General features: G+C 62.0%; 17 protein-coding genes. 8 read left to right on the top strand and 9 right to left on the bottom strand.

Annotated features, from left to right (window positions below):
* Positions 1 to 33 precede the first annotated feature (33 nt).
* Both VJ464_08720 and VJ464_08715 read right to left on the bottom strand, forming a co-directional pair.
* Positions 34 to 750 carry a lipid-binding SYLF domain-containing protein gene (locus VJ464_08720; GenBank protein HKQ05199.1) on the bottom strand — a complete coding sequence of 239 codons (717 nt, stop codon included), beginning with the start codon at positions 748 to 750 and terminating at the stop codon, positions 34 to 36.
* 29 nt (positions 751 to 779) lie between these two features.
* Positions 780 to 1,655 carry a hypothetical protein gene (locus VJ464_08715; GenBank protein ID HKQ05198.1) on the bottom strand — a complete coding sequence of 292 codons (876 nt, stop codon included), beginning with the start codon at positions 1,653 to 1,655 and terminating at the stop codon, positions 780 to 782.
* 285 nt (positions 1,656 to 1,940) lie between these two features.
* Between VJ464_08715 and aroC the strand changes: the two genes are divergently transcribed.
* From aroC to VJ464_08695, 4 genes are all read left to right on the top strand, one after another.
* Positions 1,941 to 3,116, top strand: coding sequence for a chorismate synthase (gene aroC, locus VJ464_08710; protein ID HKQ05197.1), 1,176 nt, complete (start codon positions 1,941 to 1,943; stop codon positions 3,114 to 3,116).
* Positions 3,117 to 3,220: 104 nt separating this feature from the next.
* Entirely contained in the window at positions 3,221 to 3,559 is a 339-nt protein-coding gene (locus VJ464_08705) for a hypothetical protein (GenBank protein ID HKQ05196.1), read from the top strand.
* The gene (def, locus tag VJ464_08700; protein HKQ05195.1) at positions 3,559 to 4,068 is read left to right on the top strand and encodes a peptide deformylase; all 510 of its coding nucleotides are present in this window, start codon (positions 3,559 to 3,561) and stop codon (positions 4,066 to 4,068) included. Before VJ464_08705 ends, def begins: the two co-directional genes overlap by 1 nt.
* A 125-nt stretch (positions 4,069 to 4,193) precedes the next feature.
* Positions 4,194 to 4,937, top strand: coding sequence for a DUF4328 domain-containing protein (locus VJ464_08695; GenBank protein HKQ05194.1), 744 nt, complete (start codon positions 4,194 to 4,196; stop codon positions 4,935 to 4,937).
* Positions 4,938 to 5,135: 198 nt separating this feature from the next.
* Here VJ464_08695 and VJ464_08690 read toward each other — a convergent pair whose 3' ends face one another.
* From VJ464_08690 to VJ464_08665, 6 genes are all read right to left on the bottom strand, one after another.
* Entirely contained in the window at positions 5,136 to 8,489 is a 3,354-nt protein-coding gene (locus VJ464_08690; protein HKQ05193.1) for a PDZ domain-containing protein, read from the bottom strand.
* 69 nt (positions 8,490 to 8,558) lie between these two features.
* Entirely contained in the window at positions 8,559 to 11,933 is a 3,375-nt protein-coding gene (locus VJ464_08685; GenBank protein ID HKQ05192.1) for a PDZ domain-containing protein, read from the bottom strand.
* 304 nt (positions 11,934 to 12,237) lie between these two features.
* Positions 12,238 to 15,621, bottom strand: a complete 3,384-nt coding sequence (locus VJ464_08680; GenBank protein HKQ05191.1) for a PDZ domain-containing protein — start codon at positions 15,619 to 15,621, stop codon at positions 12,238 to 12,240.
* A 122-nt stretch (positions 15,622 to 15,743) separates the two neighbouring features.
* A complete protein-coding gene (locus VJ464_08675; GenBank protein HKQ05190.1) occupies positions 15,744 to 17,816 on the bottom strand; it encodes a S46 family peptidase in 2,073 nt (690 codons plus the stop codon).
* Positions 17,817 to 17,871: 55 nt separating this feature from the next.
* A complete protein-coding gene (locus tag VJ464_08670; protein HKQ05189.1) occupies positions 17,872 to 19,269 on the bottom strand; it encodes a pitrilysin family protein in 1,398 nt (465 codons plus the stop codon).
* Positions 19,270 to 19,282: 13 nt separating this feature from the next.
* Complete coding sequence (locus VJ464_08665) at positions 19,283 to 20,611, bottom strand: pitrilysin family protein (GenBank protein HKQ05188.1); 1,329 nt, start codon at positions 20,609 to 20,611, stop codon at positions 19,283 to 19,285.
* Positions 20,612 to 20,807: 196 nt separating this feature from the next.
* On the opposite strand from VJ464_08665, the gene VJ464_08660 reads away from it, so the two are divergent.
* The gene (locus VJ464_08660; protein ID HKQ05187.1) at positions 20,808 to 21,428 is read left to right on the top strand and encodes a methyltransferase domain-containing protein; all 621 of its coding nucleotides are present in this window, start codon (positions 20,808 to 20,810) and stop codon (positions 21,426 to 21,428) included.
* A gap of 114 nt (positions 21,429 to 21,542) precedes the next feature.
* Positions 21,543 to 21,767 carry a dodecin gene (locus tag VJ464_08655; GenBank protein ID HKQ05186.1) on the top strand — a complete coding sequence of 75 codons (225 nt, stop codon included), beginning with the start codon at positions 21,543 to 21,545 and terminating at the stop codon, positions 21,765 to 21,767.
* A gap of 9 nt (positions 21,768 to 21,776) precedes the next feature.
* Here the strand turns inward: VJ464_08655 and VJ464_08650 are convergent, their stop codons facing one another.
* On the bottom strand, positions 21,777 to 21,956 hold the full coding sequence (locus tag VJ464_08650) for a hypothetical protein (protein HKQ05185.1): 180 nt from the start codon (positions 21,954 to 21,956) through the stop codon (positions 21,777 to 21,779).
* A gap of 112 nt (positions 21,957 to 22,068) precedes the next feature.
* Between VJ464_08650 and VJ464_08645 the strand changes: the two genes are divergently transcribed.
* Together VJ464_08645 and VJ464_08640 are read left to right on the top strand one after the other, a co-directional pair.
* On the top strand, positions 22,069 to 23,358 hold the full coding sequence (locus VJ464_08645; protein HKQ05184.1) for a sorbosone dehydrogenase family protein: 1,290 nt from the start codon (positions 22,069 to 22,071) through the stop codon (positions 23,356 to 23,358).
* A gap of 54 nt (positions 23,359 to 23,412) precedes the next feature.
* Positions 23,413 to 25,389 carry a pyrroloquinoline quinone-dependent dehydrogenase gene (locus VJ464_08640; GenBank protein HKQ05183.1) on the top strand — a complete coding sequence of 659 codons (1,977 nt, stop codon included), beginning with the start codon at positions 23,413 to 23,415 and terminating at the stop codon, positions 25,387 to 25,389.
* The last annotated feature ends 1 nt before the right edge of the window (position 25,390 follow it).

Genomic DNA, 25,390 nt, shown 5'->3' with positions numbered 1-25,390 from the left:
GCGGCTTCAGCTCAATCACCCAATCCGACTTGCCTAAGGCTGTTTGCTGGTCGCCTGCGCGGCGGAGAACTGTTCCAGCGTGTTCGGGAAGGCGCGCGCCGCTGGCGTCGCCTCGAATTTGTTTTCACGCAGCAGCGCCTGCGCGGTCGCGCTGCTGCCGTAGACTTTGCGCATATCGCTGTCGTCAACGGAAATCTTCACGCCCTTGAGCGCCGCGCCGATGAACGCGCCTTTGCTGCGTGAGTACGATAGAATCTCGGCGTTCAGCTTCCAATCGGTCGAAGCCGAGGCTGAACGACCCACAGGGCCAGCCGCCACAGAGGCTTCGCCGCCGATCTCGAATTTGTTTTGCAGCAAACGATCAGCGCCCTTCGAATTCATGAAGAGCAGCACATAATCCGTAGACTGGCCGCCGATCTGCGGGCCAAAGCTGCCGCCTTCCATGTCGAGAAAGACTGGCGCGCTCCAGCCACTGCCGGTGCGGCAACTGACGACGCCGTCGCCCTTCTGCACGCCGACGACGAAAGCGCCTTTCTTCGCGCCCGGGAAGACGGCGATGCATTCAGCCGCGTCGAGAACTTCGTGCGGGATGGCCTTGTCGGGCGCGCCCATGATTTCGCGAAACGCCGCGGCGGCCTTCGCCGACTCGCCCACCGGGCCTTTGTCTTTATCGTCAGCCAGCGCCGCGACGCTGCCAATCAGCGTCAGGCAAAGCGCCAGCGCCATGCTCCTGATTCCCTCTATCTTCATAATCTCCCTCCTTGTCGTTTGATTGAAAATTAGTCCCAGCGCCATTCGACGCTGTAGGCCAGCGCCAGCTCGTCAAGGTTGCGGCGCAACGCCTGCCAGTCGTCCTGCGCCCGCGGGCTCATCTCGTGGGCGCGCATGAAGGCGTCAATGCTGGCGGCGCGGTGCATCACTTCTTCAGCGTCGGCGGCGGCAGCGTTATGTTTGCCAAAATGATCTTTGAGCCGGTCGGTCGCCCGCTCAAAGTTCTTGACGAAGGCATTGATGTCGTCTTCGGCGCTCGTGTGATTGAAGTGCGAATGGTTCAACGCGTCATGCAGCGAATGGCGGAAATGCTCGGCCTGCGCGTCAATGCGGCTGATGATGTTCTTCACGTCGCTGTCATTGATGCGGCGCGCGTGGCGCTCGACAACAACCGCATCCGTGACCACCGTATCCGAGGGGACGACGGTCACTTCGATGACCGGCCATTTCCAGGCAACGGTGTAAGTCGACGCCAGCTCATCGAGGTCGGCGCGCACGCGCATCCAGTCATCATAAGCGCGCCCGGTCACTCGGTGGTTAGCGATAAAACGGTCAATGACGGCGGCGCGGTCGAGGACTTCTTGCACCGTAGCGCTCGCCGAGTTGTTGTCATCAAAGCGATCTTTCAGGCGGTCGGTCGCTTCTTCGAACCCTTTGACGAAATCGTTGATGCGGTCTTCGGCGCGCGAGCCGTCGAGGCGGCTGTGGTCGAGCGAGCTGTCGAGACTCTTGCGAAACTGATCGCTGTCGCGCTCCAGGCGGCTGATCAACCCTTTCAGGTCGCCTTCACTGAGGCGGTATGGATGCTGCGCCTGCGCTACATTAGCCAATCCGGCTACAAGCATCAGGACAGCAATGGCAACAATGCGTGTGATGGTTTTCATGACGTTCCCCCTTGCTCGTCGGAATGTGAATTGTCATCGAACGGTGACAGCGCGGCGTGGCAATGCCACACGGCGAGTCATTAAAACACTCAAGTTCGCAATGAGCGTGCCGTTTGCCGGCCCTGCAAAGCGCGCCGTATAGCGCGGCGAGCGCGAATGATCACAGGCACGGCGTATGTAAATCACACTGGCGCGGTGAACGCTTCAGTTACAACGCCGCTTGTCTTGAGAACCGGCAGGGCGCGGGCTAGAATCGCTCTGACGATCAATAGAGACGAGATAGCTATGCATTTTACTTTCACCACGGCGGGCGAATCGCACGGCAAGGGTCTGGTGGCCATCGTCGAAGGCTTGCCCGCCGGCCTGCCGGTTGACCTGTCGTTCATCAATCACGAGCTCTGGCGGCGACAACAGGGCTATGGGCGCGGCGGGCGCATGAAGATCGAAAGCGACGAGGTCGAAATCCTCGCAGGCGTGCGCCACGGCGCGACGCTCGGCTCGCCTGTGGCCTTTATGATCCGCAACCGCGACTTCGAGCACTGGGTGGACGTGATGAACGTCGAGCCGCGCGACTTTACAGAAGAGAAGCGCGCGCGGCGCGTCACTCGCCCGCGTCCCGGCCACACCGATCTCGCCGGCGGCTTAAAGTACGACACCCACGACCTGCGCGATATTCTCGAACGCGCCAGCGCCCGCGAGACCGCGGCGCGCGTCGCCGCCGGCGCTTTTGCCAGGCTGCTGCTGAAAGAGCTTGGCGTCGAGATCGCAAGCCACACGGCAATGATCGGCGGCGTGCCGGATGAGCCTGTCCAGGCGACATGGGAAGAGATCGTTGCCATCCGCGATGATACCCGGGTGCGCTGCGCCGACAGGCAGGCCGAGGCGCGCATGCTGGCGCTGATCGATGCGACCAAAGAAGCAAAGGACACGCTCGGCGGCATCTTTGAAGTCGTGGCGCGCGGCGCAGTCGCAGGGCTCGGCTCGCACATTCAATGGTCGAGCAAGCTCGATGGCCGGTTGGCGCAAGCCATCATGTGCATCCACGCAGTGAAGGCGGTCGAGATCGGCGCAGGCTTCGAGGTCAGCCGGCTGCGCGGGTCGCAGGTGCATGACGAAATCGGCTATAATGCCGGCGAGCGGCGCTTTACGCGCTCGACGAATCGCGCCGGCGGCATCGAAGGCGGCATCACCAACGGCGAAGAGGTTCGCGTGCGCGGCCACTTGAAACCGATCTCGACGCTGCGCCGCCCGCTGGCGAGCGTCGATGTGATCAACAAAGAAGAATCGGCGGCGGCCTTCGAGCGCTCGGACATTGTCGCGGTGCCGGCGGCAGGGGTCATCGGCGAAGCGATGGTGGCGATGGTCCTGGCCGACGCGGCGCGCGAAAAATTCGGCGGCGACAGCCTCGGCGAGATGCGCCGCAACTTCGACAGCTACTGCGAACAGATGAAACGATACTGAGGAGGTGACGAGTGACAAGTGACAAGAAGTAACCAGAGGCGAGCCTTTGCTTCTTCACTTGTCACCTCTTGTCACTTGTCACTTGTCACTTGTCACTATCCGCTATGTTTTCACCGGGGCACGAACGAGAGCAGGCGGCGCGGCGGCGCGACGAGCTTGACCGCGAGGTCGCAGAGCTGCGCCGCTCGATCAACGCGACGCGCACGCACGGGATTTTCTATTACCTGGCGCTGGTGGCGATCTTCTTCGTCGGCTTCGCCGTGGGTTACGCTACGCACAGCTTAATTGGCGCTGCTATAATATTGATCGGGCTGGCCGGCGTCGCATGGCGCGAAGTGGCACACTACCGGGCACGCACGGCGGTGCTCAATCACATGCTCGGCGAAAAGATAGCCGAGCGGCGACTGGCCGACGAACGACACAAGGAGATGAAAAGCGAATAATGAAACTGGAGATTGTGAAATATGGCGACCCGGTGTTGCAGCAGCGCGCCCAGGAAATCACCGAGTTCGACGAGAAGCTGAAGAAGCTCGTTGACGACATGTTCGAAACGATGTATGTCGCGCCGGGCGTCGGGCTGGCCGCGCCGCAGGTCGGACTGCTCAAGCGGCTGTTCGTCATGGATTGCAGCAGCGGCAGAGACACCACACACAAGATCGCCCTGATCAATCCGGTCATCGAGATCGAAGAAGGCGAACAGACCGGCGACGAAGGCTGTTTGAGCTTTCCGGGCATCTCGTTTCCGGTGACCCGCGCCAAGCGCGTCGTCGTCCACGCCCAGGACATTGACGGCAGCCCATTCACCCTCGACGTGATGGACCTGGAGGCGCGCTGCGTGTCGCACGAGACCGATCACCTGGACGGCGAGCTGTTTATCAACTACCTCAGCCCGCTCAAGCGCGACCTGGTCAAGCGCAAGATCAAGCGGCGCGTCCGCCAGGGCGAGTGGTAAGCCAAACGGGTTTGTCGAAACGCGAAAGGCCGGGGGAGCAGTTCTCTCGGCCTTTCGTGTTTCATGATTGCGGCCCGCCGCGTTGATGTTAAGATGATGCCCGACCGAATTCAGAGGAGTCGCCGATGATGAACCCGCCTGATGTCGTGGAGCCATATGAGCCGCTGCGCACACGCGCTTACGTGGCGATTGGCTTTCTTGCCGCCAATATCGTCACCCACTTGATCGCCGCCGTATCGAAATTCATGCAGATCGATCTGCTCTACAAAGTCATGGAAGGGCTGACCGATGTGACGCCCGCGCAGTTGCTGGCAAACGACACGCGCCAGGCGGTCGTGCAGCTCGTCGTGCTGGTCAACTTTGTCGCCGCGGCGGTCGTTTTTCTGGTGTGGCTGTATGGCGCGTACAAGAACTTGCGCCCGCTCGGCGCTAACCCCGACACGACGCCTGGATGGGTCGTCGGCTACTTCTTCATTCCCATCCTTAACCTCTTCCGCCCCTTCCAGGTCTTTCAGGAAATCTGGCGCGAGAGCGACCCGGAGACAGTCACCGCAGTCGGCGTCCGGCCCATGCATGCGTTCGTCGCCGGTTCCTCGAAGTCGCTGCTGGTGGTGGTCTGGTGGGGATTGTGGCTGTTGTCGAATATCGTCGCCTGGATCGCTTACAGTTGGGACAGCAAGGCGCAGATTCTTAACGACTACATCATCGCCACTTGGATCCATATGGCGAGCGACCTGTTAACCATAATTACGGCGATTGCCTGCATCATCGTGGTCAAGAAGATTACCGACCGGCAGGATGAAAGAGCGCGGCGGCTGGCGGCACTCGCCGCGCCGCCCGAAGGCTTGCCGTCCGCGCAGCAGGCTTGAGCGCCGCCCGCCGCGCTCTGCTGTTTGCATAAAAATTCAGCCCCGCGCGATGATCTGTTATTGCTGAAACAGATCATCGCGCGGGGCTGATGTCTTTAGAGTGATAGTCAATCGGGTGTAGCGCAATCTGTTAGATTGCGCTGTGACTCGCGCAATCTAACAGATTGCGCTACACGGCACCCACAATTAAGAACCGCTCTAGTTGGCTTTCGCCGCGGGCTTGCGCTTCGTCACCCTGGCGCGCGCCGACGGCGTCGGCGCGGCGGCACGGCCCGCGGCGCTGTAGAAGTTCGGGTACGCCGGCTTGCGATACTTCGCCGGCGGGTTCTGACGGAGCGCCGCCATCACGACTTCGACAGCTTTTTCGAGCTGCGAATCGTGCCCGGCACGCCACGCCTTCGGGTCGAGATCAACGTCGAGGTCGGGCGCGACGCCGCTATTCTCGACTTCCCACTCGCCCTTCAAGTTGTAGAACGCCACGCGCGGCGCGGTCACCTGGCCGCCATCCATCAGCGTCGGATAGCCGTAGATGCCGATCAGCCCGCCCCAGGTGCGCTTGCCGACCAGCGGCCCGATCTTCGCCTCGCGGAAGTACCACGGCAAGGCGTCGCCGCCCGAGCCGGCGTACTCGTTGATGATCATCGCCTTCGGCCCGAAGATCGCGCCTACGGGCGTCACGAAGTCTTCGCCCTCGCGCGTCGCCCACTTGTTCATCAACGTGCGCTTCATGTAATCGATCATATAATCGGCAGCCGAGCCGCCGCCGTTGAAACGCTCGTCAATCACCGCCGCCTGCTTATCAATCTGCGAGAAGTAGTAGCGGTTGAAGTTGGTGTAGCCCGCGCCCGCCGTGTTCGGCAGATAGACATAAGCCGCGCGCCCGCCCGAAAGCTCGGCCACCTTGCGGCGGTTGCCTTCGATCCAGGCCAGATTGCGCAGGCCGCCCTCGTTGCCTACCGGCACCACGGTGACTTCGCGTGACCCAGAGCCGTCGGCGTTCGGCCCGACTTTGATGACCACCTGCCTGCCCGCCGTGCCTTCAAAGGCGGCATAGACATCATCGCTCGCCGTCAGGTTGCGCCCGTTGACGGCGATCAGGTATTCGCCCTGGCGAACGTCTACGCCGGGCTGCGTCAGCGGCGCGCGCAAGCCGGGGTTCCAGTTCTCGCCATTGAAGATGCGGGCGAAGCGGTAACGGCCGTTCTCAATCGCGTAGTCGCACCCCAACAACCCGCCACGAACCTGCGGCGCTTGCGGAACGTCGCCGCCGAAGGTGAAGTGGTGCCCGACCGACATATTGCCGAGCATCTCTGCGAACAGGTAATTCAAATCGGCGCGGTGCGCGATGCCTTCCAGATACGGCTCGTATTTCTTCTCGGTCGCCGCCAGATCCAACCCGTGATAGTTCGGATCGTAGAAGAAGTCGCGCTGCACGCGCCATGCCTCGTGGTACATCTGCTTCCACTCGGCCTTCGGGTCAACGTAGACTTCCATCTCGGCGGTGTTGACGCCGCCTTCGCCGGGCTTGGGCGGCTGCGCGGCGGGGATGACCTGGAAGCGATAGCCGATCATCGGCACGCCCGGCGGCAGCGGCGGCCCCTGGCCAACGAGAATCTTCTCGCCGTTGGCCGCGACCGCGAACATGCCGACGCCTTCGATCACCTTCTCGAACTTGCGCTTCTCCATATCGAAGCGGTGCAGGACGTTGCCCGGCGGGCCGCCGGCGCCAACCTGCGGCACCTCTTCGAGAAGGAAGACCATGCCGGCCTTGCCCGCCCTCATGTCGGCGTAGCTGCGCGCCGGGATGGGCAGCGCCAGGATGCGCTGGCCGATGCCGTCGAAATCGATGCGCACGGGGTCCGGCTCTTTCTTAGCGCCGGGCTTCGGCGGGCCATCGGCTTTCTTGTCGTCTTGAATCTTCTCCTCGTCGCTTTCGGGCGCGAGCGGCGACGCCTGGTCTTTCTTCAATACCGCGACGTAGACGCTGCGCGTCACCTGATACGAGAAGCTCGACATGTCGAGCCAGCCCGTCGTCGGGCCGATGTTGGTGCTGGCGGTGAAGTAGAGGTACTTGCCGCTCTGGTCAAAGACCGCATAGCGCACGTCACTCAGGCCATCGGTCACCTGCTGTGACTTGCCCGTATCGAGCGAGTAGATGAAGGCGGCGCACAAACGGTTCTTCAACTGCCGCGTGTAAGCGATCCAGCGGCTATCAGGCGACCACGACGGGTCAAGCACCGCGAAGGGATTATCAAAAGTGTTGGTGTCGACTTTGACCGGCGTGCCCTTATCGATCTCCAGGTACCAGAGGTTGAGCCGCTTGTCAGTGAAAGCGATCTTCTTGCTATCGGGCGACCAGATCGGCGAATAGTAAAACGACGCCGCGCTGCCGAAGCTGATCTTTTTGACTTCGCCCATGCCTGTCTGGTCGCGCAGGTGCAGGGCGTATTCGCCCGACTCGTCAGAAAAGTAAGCGATCCACTTGCCGTTCGGCGACCACGACGGGTCGCGCTCCATGACGCCCGGCGTATTGGTCAGGTTGCGCGCATTGCCCTTCTCTACCGGCGTCGTCAGAATTTCGCCGCGCGCTTCAAAGACGGCCCGCACGCCGGTCGGCGAGATGCCCGCGGCCATGATGCGCGGCGCCGCCTTGTCGTAATGCGGGCGCACGCCGGGCAGGTCGCTGGCCAGTTGAATGTTGACGCGCTCGGCCTTGCCCGACTCCAGGTCGTAGAGGTGCAGCGAGCCAAACTGCTCATAGACGATAGCGCCCGGCCCCGCCGCTGCTGACTTGATGTCCAAGCCGTTGTTGGTGATCGCTTGCGTGACGCGGCGCGTGCGCGTGTCGAACGCATAGAGCGTGATCGGGCCATTGCGGTCAGAGAGGAAGTAAACTTTATCGCCGACCCACATCGGGTCGAAGTCGTTCGAGTTGCTGCGCGGAATCTCTTCGACGCTCGAATCCGCAAGCCGCGCCAGCCAGATTTTCGTCGTCCGCCCGCCGCGATAATGCTTCCACTGCTGGAAGGCCGGCGCCAGCGGCATGTACGCCAGGCGTGTGCCGTCGGGCGAATAAGACGCCTGCTCGACCATCGGCAGCGGCACCTGGGTCGGGAAGCCGCCGTCTACGGGAACCGTAAACAAACGGTTATAAAAGGTGTCGCTATTGCGCGGCGAGAGGAAGGCGACCTGCTTGCCGTCGGGCGTCCACCCGGTCACGACGTCGGGGTCGGGATGATAAGTCAGCCGCTTGGGCACGCCGCCCGTGGCCGGCACGACGTAGACATCCAGGTTGCCATCATATTGGCCGGTGAAGGCGATCATGGAACCATCGGGCGAAAAGATCGGCGTCACTTCAACGCCGACGCCTGTGGTCAGCCGCTCGGCGCTGCCGCCACTGCGCGGCACGATCCACAGGTCACCGGCGAAGACAAAAACGATATGTGTCTGGCTCAGAGTCGGCTGGCGGAAAAGCATCGGCTTATCGCCCTGCGCCAGAGCGGCGCTCGCCATGCCGAGGATGAGGAGCACAAGAAAGATAGCTTTTTTCATACGGAGTCTCCTTGGGTGCAGGTCGCATGGAGTCCCACCCGAAGGCAGGACTCCATGCGGAGGCGCGGTCTACTTGCTCGCATCCTGCGGCTTGCCATTGTGATAGTTCGGGTATGGCGGGCGCTTGGTGTGCGGCGGCGGCGGGTTCTTCTTCAACGATTCGAGAAGCACCTCGACGGCTTTCTCCAATTGCGGGTCGTGGCCCTGCCGCCACGCCGCCGGGTCCATCTCGACTTCGATGTCGGGAGCGACGCCGTGATTCTCGATTTCCCACTTGCCTTCGGGCGAGTAGAAGCCGAAGTTCGGCGCGGTCACAGCGCCGCCGTCCATCAATGACGGCGTGCCGCCGATGCCGACCAGCCCGCCCCAGGTGCGCTTGCCGATCAGCGGCCCGATCTGGGCGCGGCGGAACATCCACGGCATGTAATCGCCGCCCGAACCGGCGTACTCATTCACCAGCATCACCTTCGGGCCAGGCATGGTGCCGAACGGCTGGCGGAAGTCTTCGCCGTCGCGCACCGCCCAGTAGCTGTTCAGCGGCTTGCGCAGATAATCGATCACATAATCCGCCGCCTGCCCGCCACTGTTGAAGCGCTCGTCAATCACCGCGCCATCTTTGTAAAGCTGCGAGAAGTAGTAGCGGTTGAAGTTGGTGTAGCCGCCGCCCGCCGTGTCGGGCAGCCAGACATAGGCCAGCTTGCCGTTGCTCATCTTCTCGACCTTGCGGCGATTGCCTTCGACCCATGCGAGGTTGCGCAGGCCGCTTTCGCTCGGCACAGGCACCACGGTCACTTCGCGTGACCCGGAGCCGTCGGCGTTCGGCCCGACTTTGATGACCACTTGCTTGCCCGCCGTCGCTTCAAAGAAGGCGTAGAGGTTGTCGCTTGCAGTCACGTTGCGCCCACCAACGGCGAGCAAGTATTCGCCTTCCTGCACGTTGACGCCGGGCTGTGTGAGCGGCGCGCGCAGGTCGGGATTCCAGTTCTCGCCATCGTAAATCTTCGCGAAGCGGTAGCGCCCATTCTCTATCGCGTAGTCGCAGCCGAGCAGGCCGCCGGCAACGCGGTTGGGATTGGGAATGTCGCCGCCCGAAACGTAGAGGTGACCGACGGTCAGGTCGCCGAATATCTCTTGGAACAGGTAGTTCAAATCGGCCCGATGCGTCAGCGAATCGAGGTACGGCTCGTACCGCTTCTCGGCCGCTTGCAGGTCGAGGCCGTGGTAATTCGGATCGTAGAAGAAGTCGCGCTCGACGCGGAACGTTTCGTGGTACATCTGCTTCCACTCGGCCTTCGGATCAACGTGGACTTCCATCTCAGCGGTCTTGAGCATGCTCGGCGCACCGGGCGCGCCCGGCGGCAGCGGCTGGCCGAGCGTCGCCACCGAGGCGATGAACCAGTTCTGGCCCTGCCGGTAAAGCATCTTCTCGCCATTGGCCGACAGGTCCAGGCCCCTGACGTTGTCGAGCACCTTGTCGAGCTTGCGCTTCTCCATGTCGAACTTGCTGACGGTCGCACCCACGGGCGCGCCCGGCGTCTGCACGGCAGGCGGCGAGAATTCGACCACGAATAGCGTGCCGGGCTTGCCCGCCGCCAGGCCGATGATGTTGCGTGCCGGGATGGGCAGCGCCAGGATGCGCTGGCCGATCTTGTCAAAGTCGATGCGCACAGGCTCCGGCTGTTTCTTGCCGGCGGGCTTTGCGCCGGCGGCTTGCGGGTTGCCGGCAGGCTTCTCGCCGGCCTGACTGGCCGCGCCGTCTTTTTTATCGATGGATGGGTCGGCGGGCTTGTCGCCGTCTTTCTTCTCTTCCTGGACTTTCTCTTCGTCGCTTTCGGGCGCCAGCGGCGACGGCAAATCCTTGCGCAGCACAGCGACATAGACGCTGCGCGTCGGGCGGTGCGGGTAACTCGTCATGTCGAAGCCGAAGACCGCCGGGCCGATGTCTGTGCTTGCCGTGAAGTAAAGATACTTGCCGCTGCGGTCGAACTCGGCCAGGGTCACGTCACTCATGCCGTCGGTGATCTGTGTGCTCTTGCTCTCTTCGAGCGAGTAGATGAAGGCCGCGCCATACCACGACTCCACCGGCATGGTGTAGGCGATCCAGCGGCTGTCAGGCGACCACGACGGGTAGAATCCTCTGCCGCGCGTCGAGGTCACGACCTTGACCGGCGTGCCTTTCTCGACGTCAACGTACCAGAGGTTGAGGTGATTGTCTGTGTAGAGGATCTTCTTGCTGTCGGGCGACCACACCGGCGAGTAGTAGAAGGCGCGGCTGCCGAGGTTGATCTTCTTCACATCACCCATGCCATTCTGGGCGCGCAGGTGCAGGGCGTATTCGCCCGACTCGTCTGAGAAGTAAGCGATCCAGCGACCATCGGGCGACCACGCCGGGTCGCGCTCCATCACCGCAGTGGTGTTGGTCAGGTCGCGCGGGTCGCCTTTTTCGGCGGGCACACTAAGGATTTCGCCGCGCGCCTCAAAGACGGCGCGCGCCCCCGTCGGCGAGATCGCCGCGCTACCGATGCGCGTCCCGACCTTCTCGAAGTGCGGGCGCACTGCCAGCATATCGGCGTTGATCGTGACGTTGACCTTGCGGGCTTTGCCGCTCTTCATGTCGTAAAGGTTCAACGAGCCGAACTGCTCATAGACGATGGCGTCCGGCCCCAGGCTGGCCGTCTTGATGTCGAGGCCGTCGTTGCGGACCAGTTGCTCGACCTTCTTCGCGCCCGTGTCGTAAGCGAACAGGGTAATTGAGCCATTGCGGTCGGAAAGGAAGTAAATCTTGTTGCCGGCCCACATCGGGTTGAAGTCGTTGGAATTGTCGCGCGGCAGTTTTTCGACCTGCGAGTCGGCGAGATTGGCGATCCAGATGGGCGTCGTCATGCCGCCGCGATAATGCTTCCACGAGTTGAAGCCGCGCGGCAGCGGCACGTAAGCCAGGTGCGAGCCGTCGGGCGAATATGCGCCTTCGTAGCCCATCGGCAGCGGCAGCGGCGTCGGGAAGACGCCATCAATCGGCATCGTAAAGAGGCGCGCATAGCGGCCCGAAGCGCTATCGCGGCCTGACACCATCAGCACCTGCTTGCCGTCCGGCGTCCAGCCGACGACGCTATCGGGGCCGGGGTGATAGGTCAAACGCTTCGGCACGCCGCCTGTGGCCGGCACGACGTAGACGTCGACGTTGCCGTCATATTCGCCGGTGAAGGCAATCCAGCGGCCATCGGGCGAAAAGATGGGGCTGGTTTCGTTCCCCACGCCATTCGTCAGCCGCGTCGCCTCGCCGCCTTCGCGCGGCACCGTCCACAGGTCGCCGGCGTACGAGAAGGCGATCTGCGTCTGACTGACAGTCGGATAGCGCATCAACAGCGGCTTGTTGTTGGATTGCGCCAGCGCCGCCGCCGTCAGTGCGATCATGAAGAGAAGAGAGAGTAATACTTTTTTCATATCTGAGTCTCCTTGAGTACAGCAAATCCGCAGCCCGCTTCAGCGGGCTTGCCCGCAGGGCAATTAGGCCAGCGATTCTAGCGCTGGTTGGCGATGCAGTGAAAAGATCGGAGGGCGCTTCAGCGTCCTTCTCTCCGCGGCTTGAGCCACGCGGTTGCAGGTGGCTCAAGCCGGTTGGGTAAGCCCGTTAAAACGGGCTTCCGGTTTATCTGCCGCGATGAACCAGCCGTAAAACGGCTGGCCTAGCTGCCCTGCGGGCAAGCCCGCTTCAGCGGGCTGCGGAATTACACATTACGCGTTCGGCCTATTTATTCCCTGACGAGGCAGCGCCATTGTGATAGTTGGGATAAGCCGGCAGCTTCGGTTTCTGCTGCGGGTTCTTCTTGAGCTCGCTCATCAGGTACTCGACGGCTTTCTCCAGTTGCGGGTCGCGGCCCTGCCGCCACGCCGCCGGGTCCATCTCGACTTCGATGTCGGGGGCGACGCCGTGATTCTCGACTTCCCATTCACCCTGGAGCCCGTAGACGGCTGCGTCGGGCGCGGTGACGCCGCCGCCGTCCATCAACTGCGGCGCCGGGAATGCCGCCACCAGCCCGCCCCAGGTGCGCTTGCCGACCAGCGGCCCGACGCCCGTCTTCTTGAAGTACCACGGCATGGCATCGCCGCCCGAGCCGGCCATTTCGTTAATCAACATCGCCTTCGGGCCATAGATCGCGCCCGCCGGCACCGGCACGTCCTGCGTGCCATAGCGGAAGTGAATGTAGCTGAGCAACTGGCGGGTCAGGTGCTGGACAACGTAATCGGCGAGCGCGCCGCCGCCGTTGAAGCGTTCGTCTATGACCGCGCCTTCCTTGTTGGTCTGCGCGAAGAAGTAGCGGTTGAAGCTGGTGTAGCCGGCCCCCGCCGTGTTCGGGATATAAATGTAAGCCAGCTTACCATCACTCAACTGGTCAACCTTGCGGCGATTGCCTTCGACCCAGGCCAGGTGGCGCAAGCCGTCCTCGTCGGCGACCGGCACCACGGTCACTTCGCGTGACCCGGAGCCGTCGGCGTTCGGCCCGACTTTGATGACCACCTGCTTGCCCGCACGGCTCTCGAACGCTTGATAGACATTCTCGGCAGCCGTCAGGTTGCGCCCGCCGACGGCGAGCAGGTATTCGCCGGCTTTGACGTTGACGCCGGGCTGTGTGAGCGGCGCGCGCAATTGCGGATTCCAGTTCTCGCCGTTGAAGACGCGCGCAAACCGGTAGCGGCCATTCTCGACCTTATAATCACAGCCGAGCAGGCCGCCGGGCACGAAGTCCGGGCGCGGCAGGTCGCCGCCAAAGATGAACATGTGGCCGACGGTCAGATTGTTGAGCATCTCTGTGAACAGGTAGTTCAGGTCGGCGCGGTGGGCGACGGCGCTCAGGTAAGGCTCGTAGAGTTTTTCGGTCGCCCGCAAATCGAGGCCATGCAGGTTCGGGTCATAGAAGAAGTCGCGCTCGCCGCGCCAGACTTCGTGGTACATCTGCTTCCACTCGGCCTTCGGGTCAACGTGGACTTCCATGTCGGCGAGCCTCAGGATGTTCGGCCCGCCGGGCGCGCCGGGCGGCATCGGCTGGCCGAGGGTCGCCGTCGAGCCGATGACCCAGTTCGGCCCCTGGCGGTAGAGCGCCTTCTCACCATTGGCCGAGACCTGAAAAGCGCCGACGCCATCAATGGCCTTGTCGAACTTGCGCTTGTCGAAGTCATACTTTTGCACGGTGAGCGATGGCGGCCCGAAGCCATCGCCCGCCTGCGCCGGCGCTTCGACGAGGTAAATCAGGTTGCCTTTGCCGGCTTGCAGGTCAACGTAGTTGCGCGCCGGGATGGGCAGCGCGATGGTGCGCTGGTCAATGCCGTCGAGGTCAATGCGCACAGGCTCGACTGCTTTCTTGGCGGGCGGGCCGCCGGCAGCCGGGCCTTGCGCGGCATCGGGCTTCTTCTCTTCGGGCTGCTGATCGCCCGGCTTCTTGTCGCCCGCGGGGGCGGCGGGAGTGGCAGGAGCCGCCTCGTCTTTCTTTTCCGGCTGGACTTTCTCTTCGTCGCTTTCGGGCGCCAGCGGCGACGGCAGATCGTTGCGCAGCACGACGGCATAGACGCTGCGCGTCACCTGCGAGCCGAAGGCCGACAGGTCGGCGAAGCTGATCTGCGGCCCCAGGTCGGTGCTGGCCGTGAAGTAAAGATACTTGCCGCTGCGATCAAACGCCGGGTAGCGCGCGTCGCTCAGGCCGTCGGTGATCTGGCTCGCCTTGCCGCTATCGAGCGAGTAGATGAAGATGGCGCGCAGCAGATTCGGCAAGTGCCTGGCATAAGCCACCCACTTGCTGTCGGGCGACCATACAGGCACCAGCACGTCGTTGCTCATGCCGATTGGGTTGCGGTCAATCTTGACCGGCGTGCCTTTATCGAGATCGATGTACCAGAGCGTCAGTTGATGATCGTAGAGCGCGATCTTTTTGCTATCGGGCGACCAGGTCGGCGAATAGTAAAAGGTCGCCGGCAGCTTGATCTTCTTCACGTCGCCGGTGCCGCGCTGGTCGCGGAGGTGCAACTCGTATTCGCCCGACTCGTCTGAGAAGTAAGCAATCCAGCGGCCATCGGGCGACCACGACGGGTCACGCTCCATCACCGCAGTGGTGTTGGTCAGGTTGCGCGGGCCGCCTTTCTCGGCGGGCACACTAAGGATTTCGCCGCGCGCTTCAAAGACGGCGCGCGCCCCCGTCGGCGAGATGGCGGCATTCGTTATACGGTTGCCGACTTTCTCGAAGTGCGGGCGCAGGCCGAGCAGGTCGCTGTTGACGCGGATATTGACCGGGCTCGCTTTGCCACTCTTCAGGTCATACAGTTGAATCGTGCCGAACTGCTCGAGGGCTATCGCCCCCGGCCCCGCCGACGCCGACTTGAAATCGAGCCCGCTGTTCTTAATCAGCTCATCAACCTTCTTCGACTTGGTGTCGTAAGCGAACAGCGTCACCGCGCCCGACCGATTCGACAAGAAATAAATCTTATCGCCGATCCACATCGGGTAACGGTCGTTCGAGTTTTCGCGCGGCAGCTTTTCGACGGACGAATCCGCGAGGCGTGCCACCCAGATCGGCATGGTCTGGCCGCCATGATAATTCTTCCAGTCAGGCTGCCACTGGCTGAGCGGCTCGTAAGCGATGGCCGAGCCGTCGCCTGAAAACGCGCCGAAGGAGGCGACCGGCAGCGGCAATTCCGCGGGCAGCCCGCCGCCATCGAGGGCGACGGTGAAGAGTCGCGCGTAATTCGATGTGCTGTTGCGGCCCGATGCGAACAGCACCTGCTTGCCGTCCGGCGTCCAGCCCACGGCGTGGTCGCTGTCCGGGTGGTAGGTCAGCCGCCGCGGCACGCCGCCCGCCGTCGGCACGACGTAGACATCCGTGTTGCCATCGTACTGGCCCGTGAAAGCGACCATCGAGCCGTCGGGCGAAAAGTGCGGGTCGGTTTCGGTGCCGACGCCTACCGTCAGGCGCTTGGCATCGCCGCCCTCGCGCGGCACGATCCACAGGTCGCCGGCGTAGACAAAAACGATGTGTGTACGGTTTACCGTCGGCTTTTGAAATAAGGTTGGGGTTGCACTTTGAGCAAACGAAGAAATTGACAGCGCAAGCAACAACAGGGCGAGCGCGAACACTCTGGTCATCAGACGACTCCTTTCAAGCGGCTCCACTGCGTGGGTTGTGACTGCAAAGAAAATCGAAATATGGCGTACTGGGCAAGGCCAAATACCGTTTACGTCACGCCAAAGGGCAAGGTTCGATTCTCTTAACGGCCAGTGATCTCTCTGGCGAGCGCCTCGGCGCCATACAGCTTGCGCAGCGCCTCGATGATTGCGGCGCTATGCACGGCGACGGCGCGGCTGCCTTCGTTCTCTTCGATGTACCAGTAACGGTTCGACAGCTTTTGCACATTGCTGTCGAAGTTGAGACCAACGATCTCGGCGTTGCGGTTGATGACCGGGCTGCCGGAGTTGCCGCCGATGGTGTCCGCTGAGTAGGCGAAGTTCAACGGCGTCGCCAGATTCAGCTTCGTTTCGCCTTCCTGCCAGCGGCGCGGCAGATCGTAGGGCGGCTTCTCGTCGAAGCTGCGGGCGCGATCATAGAGGCCATAAAGCGTCGTCTTGTAGGGCACGAAGGTGGTGTCTTCTTCGTAGCCGAGCACACGGCCATAGCTCAGGCGCAACGTGAAATTCGCGTCCGGCGGCACGGTCTTGCCGTATGCGGCAAAGCGCGCCGCGGCGATGCGCTGGCCGGCGCTCGCTTCGACGCTCTGAATCCGCTCTTCGTTCCAGGCGCGCAGCTCACGGATGATCGGCTCGACACGCCGCGCCAGTTGAATCAGCGGGTCGTCGGATTTGGCGATGGCTGCCGCGCCGCCTTCAAAGAGCGCCTTGCGCGTCGCAACGTCCGCGAGCTTTGTCCCGGCAACCACGCTTTTGGCGACGGCTGCCGGCGTCGAGGCTTGCAAGGCGGCGCGGATGAACGGGTCGTCGGCTCCAAGCGTTTTTTGCGCCTCTTCAAGCCACGCGGCAATGATCGCCTCTTCCATCTCAGCGTAAACCGGTGCCGGCGAAAAGAGTGTGAACTTTAACGATTCGAGCTTCGAGTCGCGGAACTCGTCATAGCGCTGATTGTTCGGCTTGCCGACCTCGTCGCCATAACGCACGAGGGTCGAAGCGATCTTGCCGAGCCGCGACGGCTCAAGCGTCGTGAACGCCTGCCGCCGCGCCATCCGCGGCAGGTCGCGATAAGCGGCGGCGATCTGCTCCCAGGCGTCGCCGTACTTCTGCCGCCACTCGGCATTCGCGGCGACCGCATCGCGCAGGGCTTTCTCTTCGGCCTCTTTTTTGGCCATCAGCCGCGGGTTGTTCAAGCCTTCCTGCTGGCCGACCAGGCGCTTGAGCGAATTGTTCAGCGAGCGCAATCCGGCGCCGGCCTGCCGCGCCTGCTCCGGGCCGCGCTTCGCATAATTCACCAACGCATCGCGCCGCGATGTCCAGGTCTGCATCTGTAGCGGGTTGCCGGCGTCGCGCTGGTACTGAATCTGCGCCAGCGTCAACAACCGCGCCGTCGAGCCGGGGTTGCCGCTGGCAATGACGAACTCGCCGTCCGCAGGCCCGCTTGCCGACCATTTGAAATAATGCTCGGTCTTGAGCGGCTGATTGTTTTCATAAACGCGGAAGAAAGCGACGTCGAGGTCATAACGCGGGTAGGTGAAGTTGTCGGGGTCACCGCCGAAGAACGCGATCTGCTCTTCGGCGGCAAAGACCAGCCGCAGATCGGTGTATTTTTTATAACGATAGAGCCAGTACTCGCCGCCGCTGTAAAGCGTCACGACTTCACTGCGCAGGCCGGTCTTTTCGGCGGAGGCTTTTTCAATCGCCGCCATCTCGGCTTTGCGCTGCTGGTTGGCCTCTCTGTCGGAAGCATTCGGCTTGGCCGCGCCACGGACGCGGGCGGTGACGTCTTCGAGCGCCACCAGCACATTGATTTCCAGGTCGGGGCATTTCAACTCTTCGGTGGCGGTGCGCGCGTAAAAACCTTCTTTGGTGTAGTCGCGTTCTTTGGTCGAGACTTTCTGCAACTGGCCGCTGGCGACATGCTGGTTGGTCATCAGCAAGCCATCGGGTGACACGAATGCGCCGCTGCCGCCGTCGTTCAATCTCACGCTGGCCAGCCGCACATGATCGAGCCAGGCGTCCGCAGGCGCGAAGTCATACTTCTCTTTCCACTGCTTGCGCGGCGGGTTATCGAAGGTCCACATTCCGTCATCGGCATACAGGCCGAGCGGCGAAATCATAAGGGCGAATAGGATCGCGATAGCTGGGAGCTTTTTCATCTTTTCCAAAGGGGATCATTCTGCCGTCGCGTCATTGAAACGCGACAAAGCGGTTTCAAAATCCCGGCTGATTGATCGATCTCGTATCGAACTGCGTGGCGTACTTCTTGACCACGCTCTGAATATCGCCAGCTTTACCGATCAGCACGAAGACCAGATTATCCGCCGGAAAATATTGCTTGATGACGCGCTGCGCGTCCTGCATCGTCATCGAATCGATCTTGGCGTAATAGTTATTCACGTCGCTTTCATCAAGCCCGTAAAATTCCAACTGCGCCAGCAGCGCCGCTAACTGGTCGCTGGTTTCGATAGTCGGCGGGAACTGGCCTTTCATATAACTCTTGGCCGATTTCAATTCTTCTTCGGTGATGCCTTTGTCGTGCAGCCGCCGCAAGACATCGAGCGTCATGTCCATCGCTTTTTCGGTCGTCGCGTTCGGCGTGTAGGTGTACATGGCAAACGGCCCGGCGGCGCGCAACTGGTTGAAGGTCGAGCGCGCCCCGTAAGTCAGGCCGCTCTGAATCCGCAGGGCGCTGTTGAGCATCGAGGTGAAGCGCCCGCCGAACAGCGTGTTGATGACCTGAATGTAAACGCGGTCGGGGTTGGTGCGGCTGATGCCGACGTTGCCGATCTGATAAAACGTCTGTGTCGCGTCGGGCTTGTCAATCAGCAACAGCTTCTTGCCGGCGAATGGCTGCGGCTCAGGCACGCTCGCCGGGGCAGTCGCCTTGCCGCTCCACGAGCCGAACTTGTCCGTGAGTGCCTGCTGCATCTCCGCGGTGTTGAAATCGCCGACGACGGCGAGAATCGCGTTAGGCGCGGTGTAGTAGGTTTGATAGAACTTCACCACGTCATCACGGGTGATCGCCGCCAGCGTCCGCTCGTCGCCGCCGACGGGCCGCGCGTACGGGTGATTGCCGTAGAGGTAGGCGTTGAAGTAATTGCCGATCACCGCTTGCGGCTCATCCTTAGCGGCTTTGATGGCGTCGGCGCGCTGCTTGAGCAGCTTGACGACTTCGTCCTGCGGGAAGGTCGCATTGAGCAGCACGTCGCCGAGCAGGTCGAGCCCCTTATTGATGTCTTTCTTGACGAACTCCGCCGCGCCGTTCGAGTCATCATAGGTCGCCGAGGTGTTCAGCGTGCCGCCGATGAAATCCAGCTCCGCGGCAATCTGGTCGGCGCTGCGCGAGCGCGTGCCTTTGCGCAGCAATCCGGCGGTGAGCGCCGCCAGCCCCTCTTTGCCTGCCGGGTCTGCAACCGCCCCGGCGCGAATGACAAAGTTGAAGCTGATGATGGGCACTTCGTGCTGCTCCATCAACATGAGGGTCAGGCCGTTCGGCAGTTTGACCTTCTTAAAAGGCGGCAGCTTGAGCGCGCCATCGGCGGCGCGCACCGGCGCGCTGCCGGACGTGGCAATCGCAATGACGAATAAAAGCGTGAGCAATCGCTTCATGAATTCTTCTTCCCTATTTCTTCTCTTCGGCTTCCGGCACGAGCGTCGCGACGGTGCGGTTCTTGTCGCCAAAGTATTTTTCCGCGATGCGCCGCACGTCGTCTGCGGTCACTTTGTTATATTCCTGCACGGCGTTGAAAAGTTTCCGATAATCGCCGAAGAAGACTTCGTAGCTGCCAAGCGTGTTGGCGCGCCCGTTGATCGTCTTCATCTCGCGGTAGAAGTTGGCCAGCAGGATGTTCTTGGCTTTGGCGATCTCTTGATCGCTGACCGGCTGCGCCCGCGCTTTGTCAAACTCGTCATAGATGGCGCGCTCGACCGCTTCGGTGGCGACGCCGGCCTTCGGCTGCGCCGTGACCAGCACGAGCGTCGGGTCGAAAGCAAACTCCATGTCTGAAGTGATGCTGATCGCCAGTTGATCTTTATCCACTAACCGCTGGTACATCCGCGAGCTTTGCCCCGAAAAGAGAATCGTTCGCAAGACCTGCAAAGCGTAATACTCATTGCTCGCCGTCTGCGGCACGTGATAGCCGACTATCAGCAGCGGCAACTGCGCGAACTTCTTGACGACCAGACGGCGCTCGCCCTGCTGTTCGGGCTCTTGCGTGGTCACCGGCGGCGGCGGCGCGTGCGACGGGATCGGCTCAATGTATTTCTTTGCCAGCGCGAAGACCTGATCGGCGCTGACATCGCCGCAGACGACCATCGTCGCATTCGACGGCGAGTAGCCCATCTCGAAGTGATGGCGCAGGTCTTCCATCTTCCAGTTTTCGATGTCAACCATCCAGCCGACCACAGGCCACTGGTACGGGTGCGCCGTGTAGGCGGTCGCCTGGAGTTGCTCGGAGAGCGTGCCGAAGTTGTCGTTATCGACCGACAGCCGGCGCTCGTTGGCGACGACGCCGCGCTCGCTCTCGATGATCTTCGGGTCGAAGGCGAGATTCTGAATGCGGTCGGCTTCGAGGTCGAACATCAGCTCAAGCTGCGAGCTTGGGAACCAGTCCTGATAGACGGTCACGTCATTGTTGGTATAGGCATTGTTGCTGCCGCCGGCGGCCTCCATGACGCGGTCGAACTGGCCCGGGCCGTATTTCTTCGCGCCGTTGAACATCATATGCTCGAAGAAGTGCGACAGGCCGGTCGTGCCGGGGCGCTCGTTGCGCGAGCCGACGCGGTAAAAGACGTAAAGCGTCGCGTTCGGGATCGAATGATCTTCCTGCACAAGAATCTTCATGCCGTTCTTGAGCGTCTGCGTCTTGACGTCGAACGTCTGCGCGCCGCCGGTCGCGGCAAAGAGCAATAGAGCAAGGCAGGCGGTGATCGCCCGAACAAAAGGCATCATGAATTCTCTCCCGTAGATTCTCGCAAGGGCACTCGTCAGCAGTCTGGATTCGACCGTCTGTAATGAGTCTATCTGAACCCGCGCCGCCCTATCAAGGGCCGCAACAAAAAGAAAACCTTTAGGATAATCGGGCCTTCGCACCTTCTCTAAGCTGCCGCCGCCGTTGTAAAGTATTGGCTCACTGGCAAGGTGAGCGATGGGCTTTTATTCACGACAGATCTTCCCGCGCGCGCTCGATGTCTTGTTGCGCGGCGATGAAGTCAGTCGTTACCGGCGGGCAACGCTTGAGCCGCTTCGGGGGCGGGTGCTGGAGATCGGTTTCGGCACGGGCCTGAATCTGCCGCATTACCCTGAAACGGTCAGCCACCTGACGATCATTGATCCTGAACGCATGCTCGCCAGCCGCGTCGCCAATCGCATTGCCGCCGCACGGATGCCGGTTGACAAGATGTATCTCGACGCCAGCGGCCGGTTGCCTTTTGCCGATGACCACTTTAACGGCGTGGTGACGACCTTCACGCTCTGCACGATTGCCGATGTGGCGGCGGCGCTCTTTGAGATGCGCCGCGTCCTCAAGCCAACGGGCCTGATGGTCTTTCTCGAACATGGGCTGAGCGACGACGCGCGCATTGCCAGGTGGCAGCAGCGGCTCAACCCGATTCAAAAAGTCATCGCTTGCGGCTGTCATCTCAATCGGCAGATTGACGAGCTGATAACCAGCGCCGGCCTGACCATAGACCGGCTGGCGCGCGATGTGATGCCCGGCCTGCCGCGCATCATCGGCAGCCTCTATCGCGGCACGGCAAGGAAAGAGTGACAAGTGACAAGAGCGTGTCGGTATTGCTGCAACGCTCTCTCACTCATTACTCATCACTTCTTTCTTGTCACTTGTCACTCGTCACTTGTCACTATCTTTATAGGAGGAATGATTATGGCAGACGGCGTGTACAAAGGCGTGACCGTAGTGGGAACGTCGAACGAGAGTTTCAGCGAAGCGATTCGCGTCGCCATCGAGCGCGCCCAGCAGACCATTAATGAGCTGCGCTGGTTCGAGATTCGCGACCAGCGCGGCGCTTTGCGCGATGGCCAGATCGAATACCAGGTGACGATGGAAGTCTTCTTCCGGCTCAAGGCCAGCGATAGCGGCGAAGAATGAACGCCGCCGCTAACGCTGATTGGTGACGATCAGCCACGAGCCGCAATCGCAGCGATGGATGCCTAGCTCGGCGACGAGCTTCGCCTGTCCACAGGCGGGACAATCATAGGCATAGACGTAGCGCCCATGCGTCTCGTTCCAGAAATGGTCTTTCACCAGTACCTCGACGCCGATCTGTCGCTTCTGCATAATGGCATTATACAAGCAGAAAGCATGATGAGAAAATGATGCGGGCGGCGATGCCGCCTGTGGACGGACAGGGATCTTTGCTAACGCTGGAGCTGAATCCATGAGATTGAAAATGAATGTTGCAGCCGTCACCCGCCTGACGCGCCACGCCGCGATTTTGATTAGTCTGCTTCTCATAACGGCTTCGCTAGCCTGCGCGCAGTCGGCATCGAAGCGCTCGCCGTTGCCCGCGGAATTGCCCAACGAGTTGCGGCATTACGACATCAAGGTTGCCGACCTGCCGCCGCCCGAGGTGCTGAGAGGGCCGGTCAATCCATCGCGCGTCGTCTCGAAGCCGGCTGATGCGCGGCTCACCTTGCCGCCCGGCTTCGAGGTTTCGACCTATGCCGAAGGCAATTTCGACCGCCCGCGCTGGCTGGCGCTCGCCCCGAATGGCGATGTCTTTGTCGCCGAATCCGAAGGCAAGCGCATCAGCATCCTGCGCGACGCGAATGGCGATGGCACCGTAGACCAGCGGTTTGTTTTTGCCGAGGGGCTCAATGCGCCGTTCGGCATGGCTTTCTGGAAAGATTATCTCTACGTCGGCAACAACAACGCCGTCATCCGCTTCAAGTACAAAGCCGGCCAGACGAAAGCCGAAGGCGCGCCCGAAAAAGTCGCCGACCTGCCCGGCAACGGTTACCGCGAGCACTGGACGCGCAATTTGATCTTCAATGGCGACGGCTCGAAGCTCTATGTCACGGTCGGCTCGAAGACGAATGTGGATGCCGGCGAAGAGCCGATGCGCGCCGCCATCTCTGAGTTCAATCCCGACGGCAGCGGCCAGCGCATCTTTGCGAGCGGCACGCGCAACCCCATCGGTCTGGGTTGGAACCCGCGCACACGGCAACTCTGGGCCGCCGTGCAGGAGCGCGATTTGATCGGCAACGATCTGGTGCCGGACTATGTGACATCGATCACCGATGGCGCGTTTTACGGCTGGCCCTATGCTTACACCGGCCCGCACGAAGACCCGCGCCGCAAAGGCGAGCAGCCCGAGCTGGTGAAGAAGACCGTCGTGCCCGACGTCTTGATTCAAGCGCACTCGGCGGTGCTCGGCCTGACCTTTTACGAAGGCAAGATGTTTCCCGAAGAGTATCGCGGCGACGCCTTTGTGGCGCTGCATGGCTCGTGGAATCGCGAGCCGCGCACCGGCTACAAGATCGTGCGCATCCACTTTGATAAAAGTGGCAAGCCGGTCGGCGGCTACGACGATTTTCTGACCGGCTGGATGCTCGGCGCAGACCGCCCCGAAGTCTGGGGCCGGCCCGTCGGTCTGCTGGTTTTAAAAGACGGCTCGATGCTCATCACCGACGACGGCGCGATGAAGGTATGGCGCGTCACCTATCGCAAGCCGAAGTAAGATGGTCTGGCATCCGGCAATGTGGATGATCGCAGCCGTATAGGAAGGGACGCAATGAGTGAGGGATTAGAAAAGCGATGGTTGACCCACGGGCGGCGCACTGTCGCGGCGCTGACGCTGACCGCCGGTTTATTGTTGAGCTTGACTCCTGTAGCCGTATGTGGCCAGCAGAAGCCCAAAGACGAGTGGCCGGCATACGGGCGCGACGCCGGCGGCTCGCGCTTCTCACCCGCCGCGCAGATCACCCGCAACGACGTCAATCAACTGCGCGTCGCCTGGACGTATCACACCGGCGCGATTCCTGAGACTTCGGCGGGGCGCAAGTCGGCCTTTGAGGCGACGCCGATTCTGGTTGACGGCGTTTTGTATCTGAGCACGCCGTTCAACCGCGTCGTCGCGCTCGACCCGCAAACGGGCGCCGAGCGCTGGACGTACGACCCGAAGGTCAACCCGGCGGGCAGCTACTCGGAGGTCACTTCGCGCGGCGTCTCGACGTGGCGCGAAAGCCGCAATGGGCAGCGCCGCATCTTTGTCGCGACGATTGATGCGCGATTGATCGCGCTCGACGCGGCGACCGGCCAGCCTTGCAAGGACTTTGGCAATGACGGGCAGGTTGATCTGACGCGTGATGTGCGGCTGACGGATCGCGGTAATTATCAGGTGACTTCGCCGCCAGCAGTGATCGGTGATCTGTTAATCGTCGGCTCGTCCATCGGCGACAACCGCGGCGTCGAGATCGAGCGCGGCGTCGTCCGCGCTTACGACGCCCGCACGGGGCAATTGCGCTGGAGCTGGGACCCGATTCCTAAAGACGGCAAAGACCCGGCGCGCCAGAGCTGGCAGGGCGAGAGCGCCACGCGCACCGGCGCGGCCAACGCCTGGTCAATTATCTCGGTAGACGCGCGGCGCGGTCTGGTCTTTGTGCCGACCGGCAGCCCGAGCCCGGATTTTTATGGCGGCGAGCGCAAAGGTGATAATCATTACGCCAACTCGGTCGTCGCCTTGCGCGCCGCCACCGGCCAGGTCGCCTGGCATTTTCAAGTCGTGCATCACGACCTGTGGGATTACGACGTCGCGGCGCAGCCGATGTTGATTACGATCAAGCGCCGGGGCAGCCGTGTGGATGCGGTCGCGGTTGGCACCAAGATCGGCCACCTCTTCCTGCTCGACCGGGACACCGGCAAGCCCTTGTTTGCGGTCGAAGAGCGCCGCGTGCCGCAAACCGATGTAGCGGGCGAACAGAGCTCGCCGACGCAGCCCTTCCCTACCCTGCCGCATGCGGTCGTGCCGCAACGCCTGACGCCCGATGATGTTTGGGGATTAACGCCTGCCGACAAAGAAGCCTGCCGCGAGCGCCTCAAGAAGCTGCGCTCGGAGGGCGTTTTCACGCCGCCGAGTATCGAAGGCACGTTGATCTTTCCTGGCAACGTCGGCGGCATGAACTGGAGCGGCATGGCTTATGACGCGGCGCGCAATCTGATCATCGTCAACACGAATCGTCTGGCGACCGTGGCGCGCTTGATCCCGCGTGACGAATACACACGGATGCGCGCCTCGCACGAAGGCGAGCGCCTGAAGGGCGAGTTCGCTCAGCAGAAGGGCACGCCTTACGCGATGTACCGCGAGCCGTTTGTCAGCCCGAGTGGCGCGCCGTGCAATGCGCCGCCGTGGGGGGCGCTCTCGGCAGTTGACGCGGCGACCGGCGCTTTGCGCTGGGAAGTGCCGCTCGGCATGATTCCGCAGCTCGGCATGTTTCCAAAGGCGAGCGAGTGGGGCTCGCTCAATCTCGGCGGCGCGGTGGTGACGGCAGGCAGTCTCGTCTTCATCGCGGCGGCGATGGACACTTACCTGCGCGCCTTTGATGTAGAAACCGGCAAGGAGGTGTGGAAAGCTGAGCTGCCGGCGAGCGCTCAGGCCGCGCCGATGACCTATGAGATTGGCGGCAAGCAGTACGTCGTCATCTGCGCCGGCGGTCACGGCAAGCTCGGCACCAAACGCGGCGACGCCGTCATCGCCTTCGCGCTGCCTTAAG

The organism is Blastocatellia bacterium (assembly GCA_035275065.1).
Classification (GTDB): domain Bacteria; phylum Acidobacteriota; class Blastocatellia; order UBA7656; family UBA7656; genus DATENM01.
Note: the sequence above shows the minus strand (reverse complement) of the source record. Positions and strands in the feature narration are given on the sequence as shown.

Bases quoted from the DNA above. Each gene is read 5' to 3' on its own strand.
- VJ464_08670 (HKQ05189.1), bottom strand. From the start codon at position 19,269: ATGAAGCGATTGCTCACGCTTTTATTCGTCATTGCGATTGCCACGTCC.
- VJ464_08660 (HKQ05187.1), top strand. From the start codon at position 20,808: ATGGGCTTTTATTCACGACAGATCTTCCCGCGCGCGCTCGATGTCTTG.
- VJ464_08705 (HKQ05196.1), top strand. From the start codon at position 3,221: ATGTTTTCACCGGGGCACGAACGAGAGCAGGCGGCGCGGCGGCGCGAC.
- VJ464_08715 (HKQ05198.1), bottom strand. From the start codon at position 1,655: ATGAAAACCATCACACGCATTGTTGCCATTGCTGTCCTGATGCTTGTA.
- VJ464_08690 (HKQ05193.1), bottom strand. From the start codon at position 8,489: ATGAAAAAAGCTATCTTTCTTGTGCTCCTCATCCTCGGCATGGCGAGC.
- VJ464_08665 (HKQ05188.1), bottom strand. From the start codon at position 20,611: ATGATGCCTTTTGTTCGGGCGATCACCGCCTGCCTTGCTCTATTGCTC.
- VJ464_08655 (HKQ05186.1), top strand. From the start codon at position 21,543: ATGGCAGACGGCGTGTACAAAGGCGTGACCGTAGTGGGAACGTCGAAC.
- aroC (HKQ05197.1), top strand. From the start codon at position 1,941: ATGCATTTTACTTTCACCACGGCGGGCGAATCGCACGGCAAGGGTCTG.
- VJ464_08650 (HKQ05185.1), bottom strand. From the start codon at position 21,956: ATGCAGAAGCGACAGATCGGCGTCGAGGTACTGGTGAAAGACCATTTC.
- VJ464_08695 (HKQ05194.1), top strand. From the start codon at position 4,194: ATGATGAACCCGCCTGATGTCGTGGAGCCATATGAGCCGCTGCGCACA.
- VJ464_08645 (HKQ05184.1), top strand. From the start codon at position 22,069: ATGAATGTTGCAGCCGTCACCCGCCTGACGCGCCACGCCGCGATTTTG.
- def (HKQ05195.1), top strand. From the start codon at position 3,559: ATGAAACTGGAGATTGTGAAATATGGCGACCCGGTGTTGCAGCAGCGC.
- VJ464_08640 (HKQ05183.1), top strand. From the start codon at position 23,413: ATGAGTGAGGGATTAGAAAAGCGATGGTTGACCCACGGGCGGCGCACT.
- VJ464_08680 (HKQ05191.1), bottom strand. From the start codon at position 15,621: ATGACCAGAGTGTTCGCGCTCGCCCTGTTGTTGCTTGCGCTGTCAATT.
- VJ464_08675 (HKQ05190.1), bottom strand. From the start codon at position 17,816: ATGAAAAAGCTCCCAGCTATCGCGATCCTATTCGCCCTTATGATTTCG.
- VJ464_08720 (HKQ05199.1), bottom strand. From the start codon at position 750: ATGAAGATAGAGGGAATCAGGAGCATGGCGCTGGCGCTTTGCCTGACG.
- VJ464_08685 (HKQ05192.1), bottom strand. From the start codon at position 11,933: ATGAAAAAAGTATTACTCTCTCTTCTCTTCATGATCGCACTGACGGCG.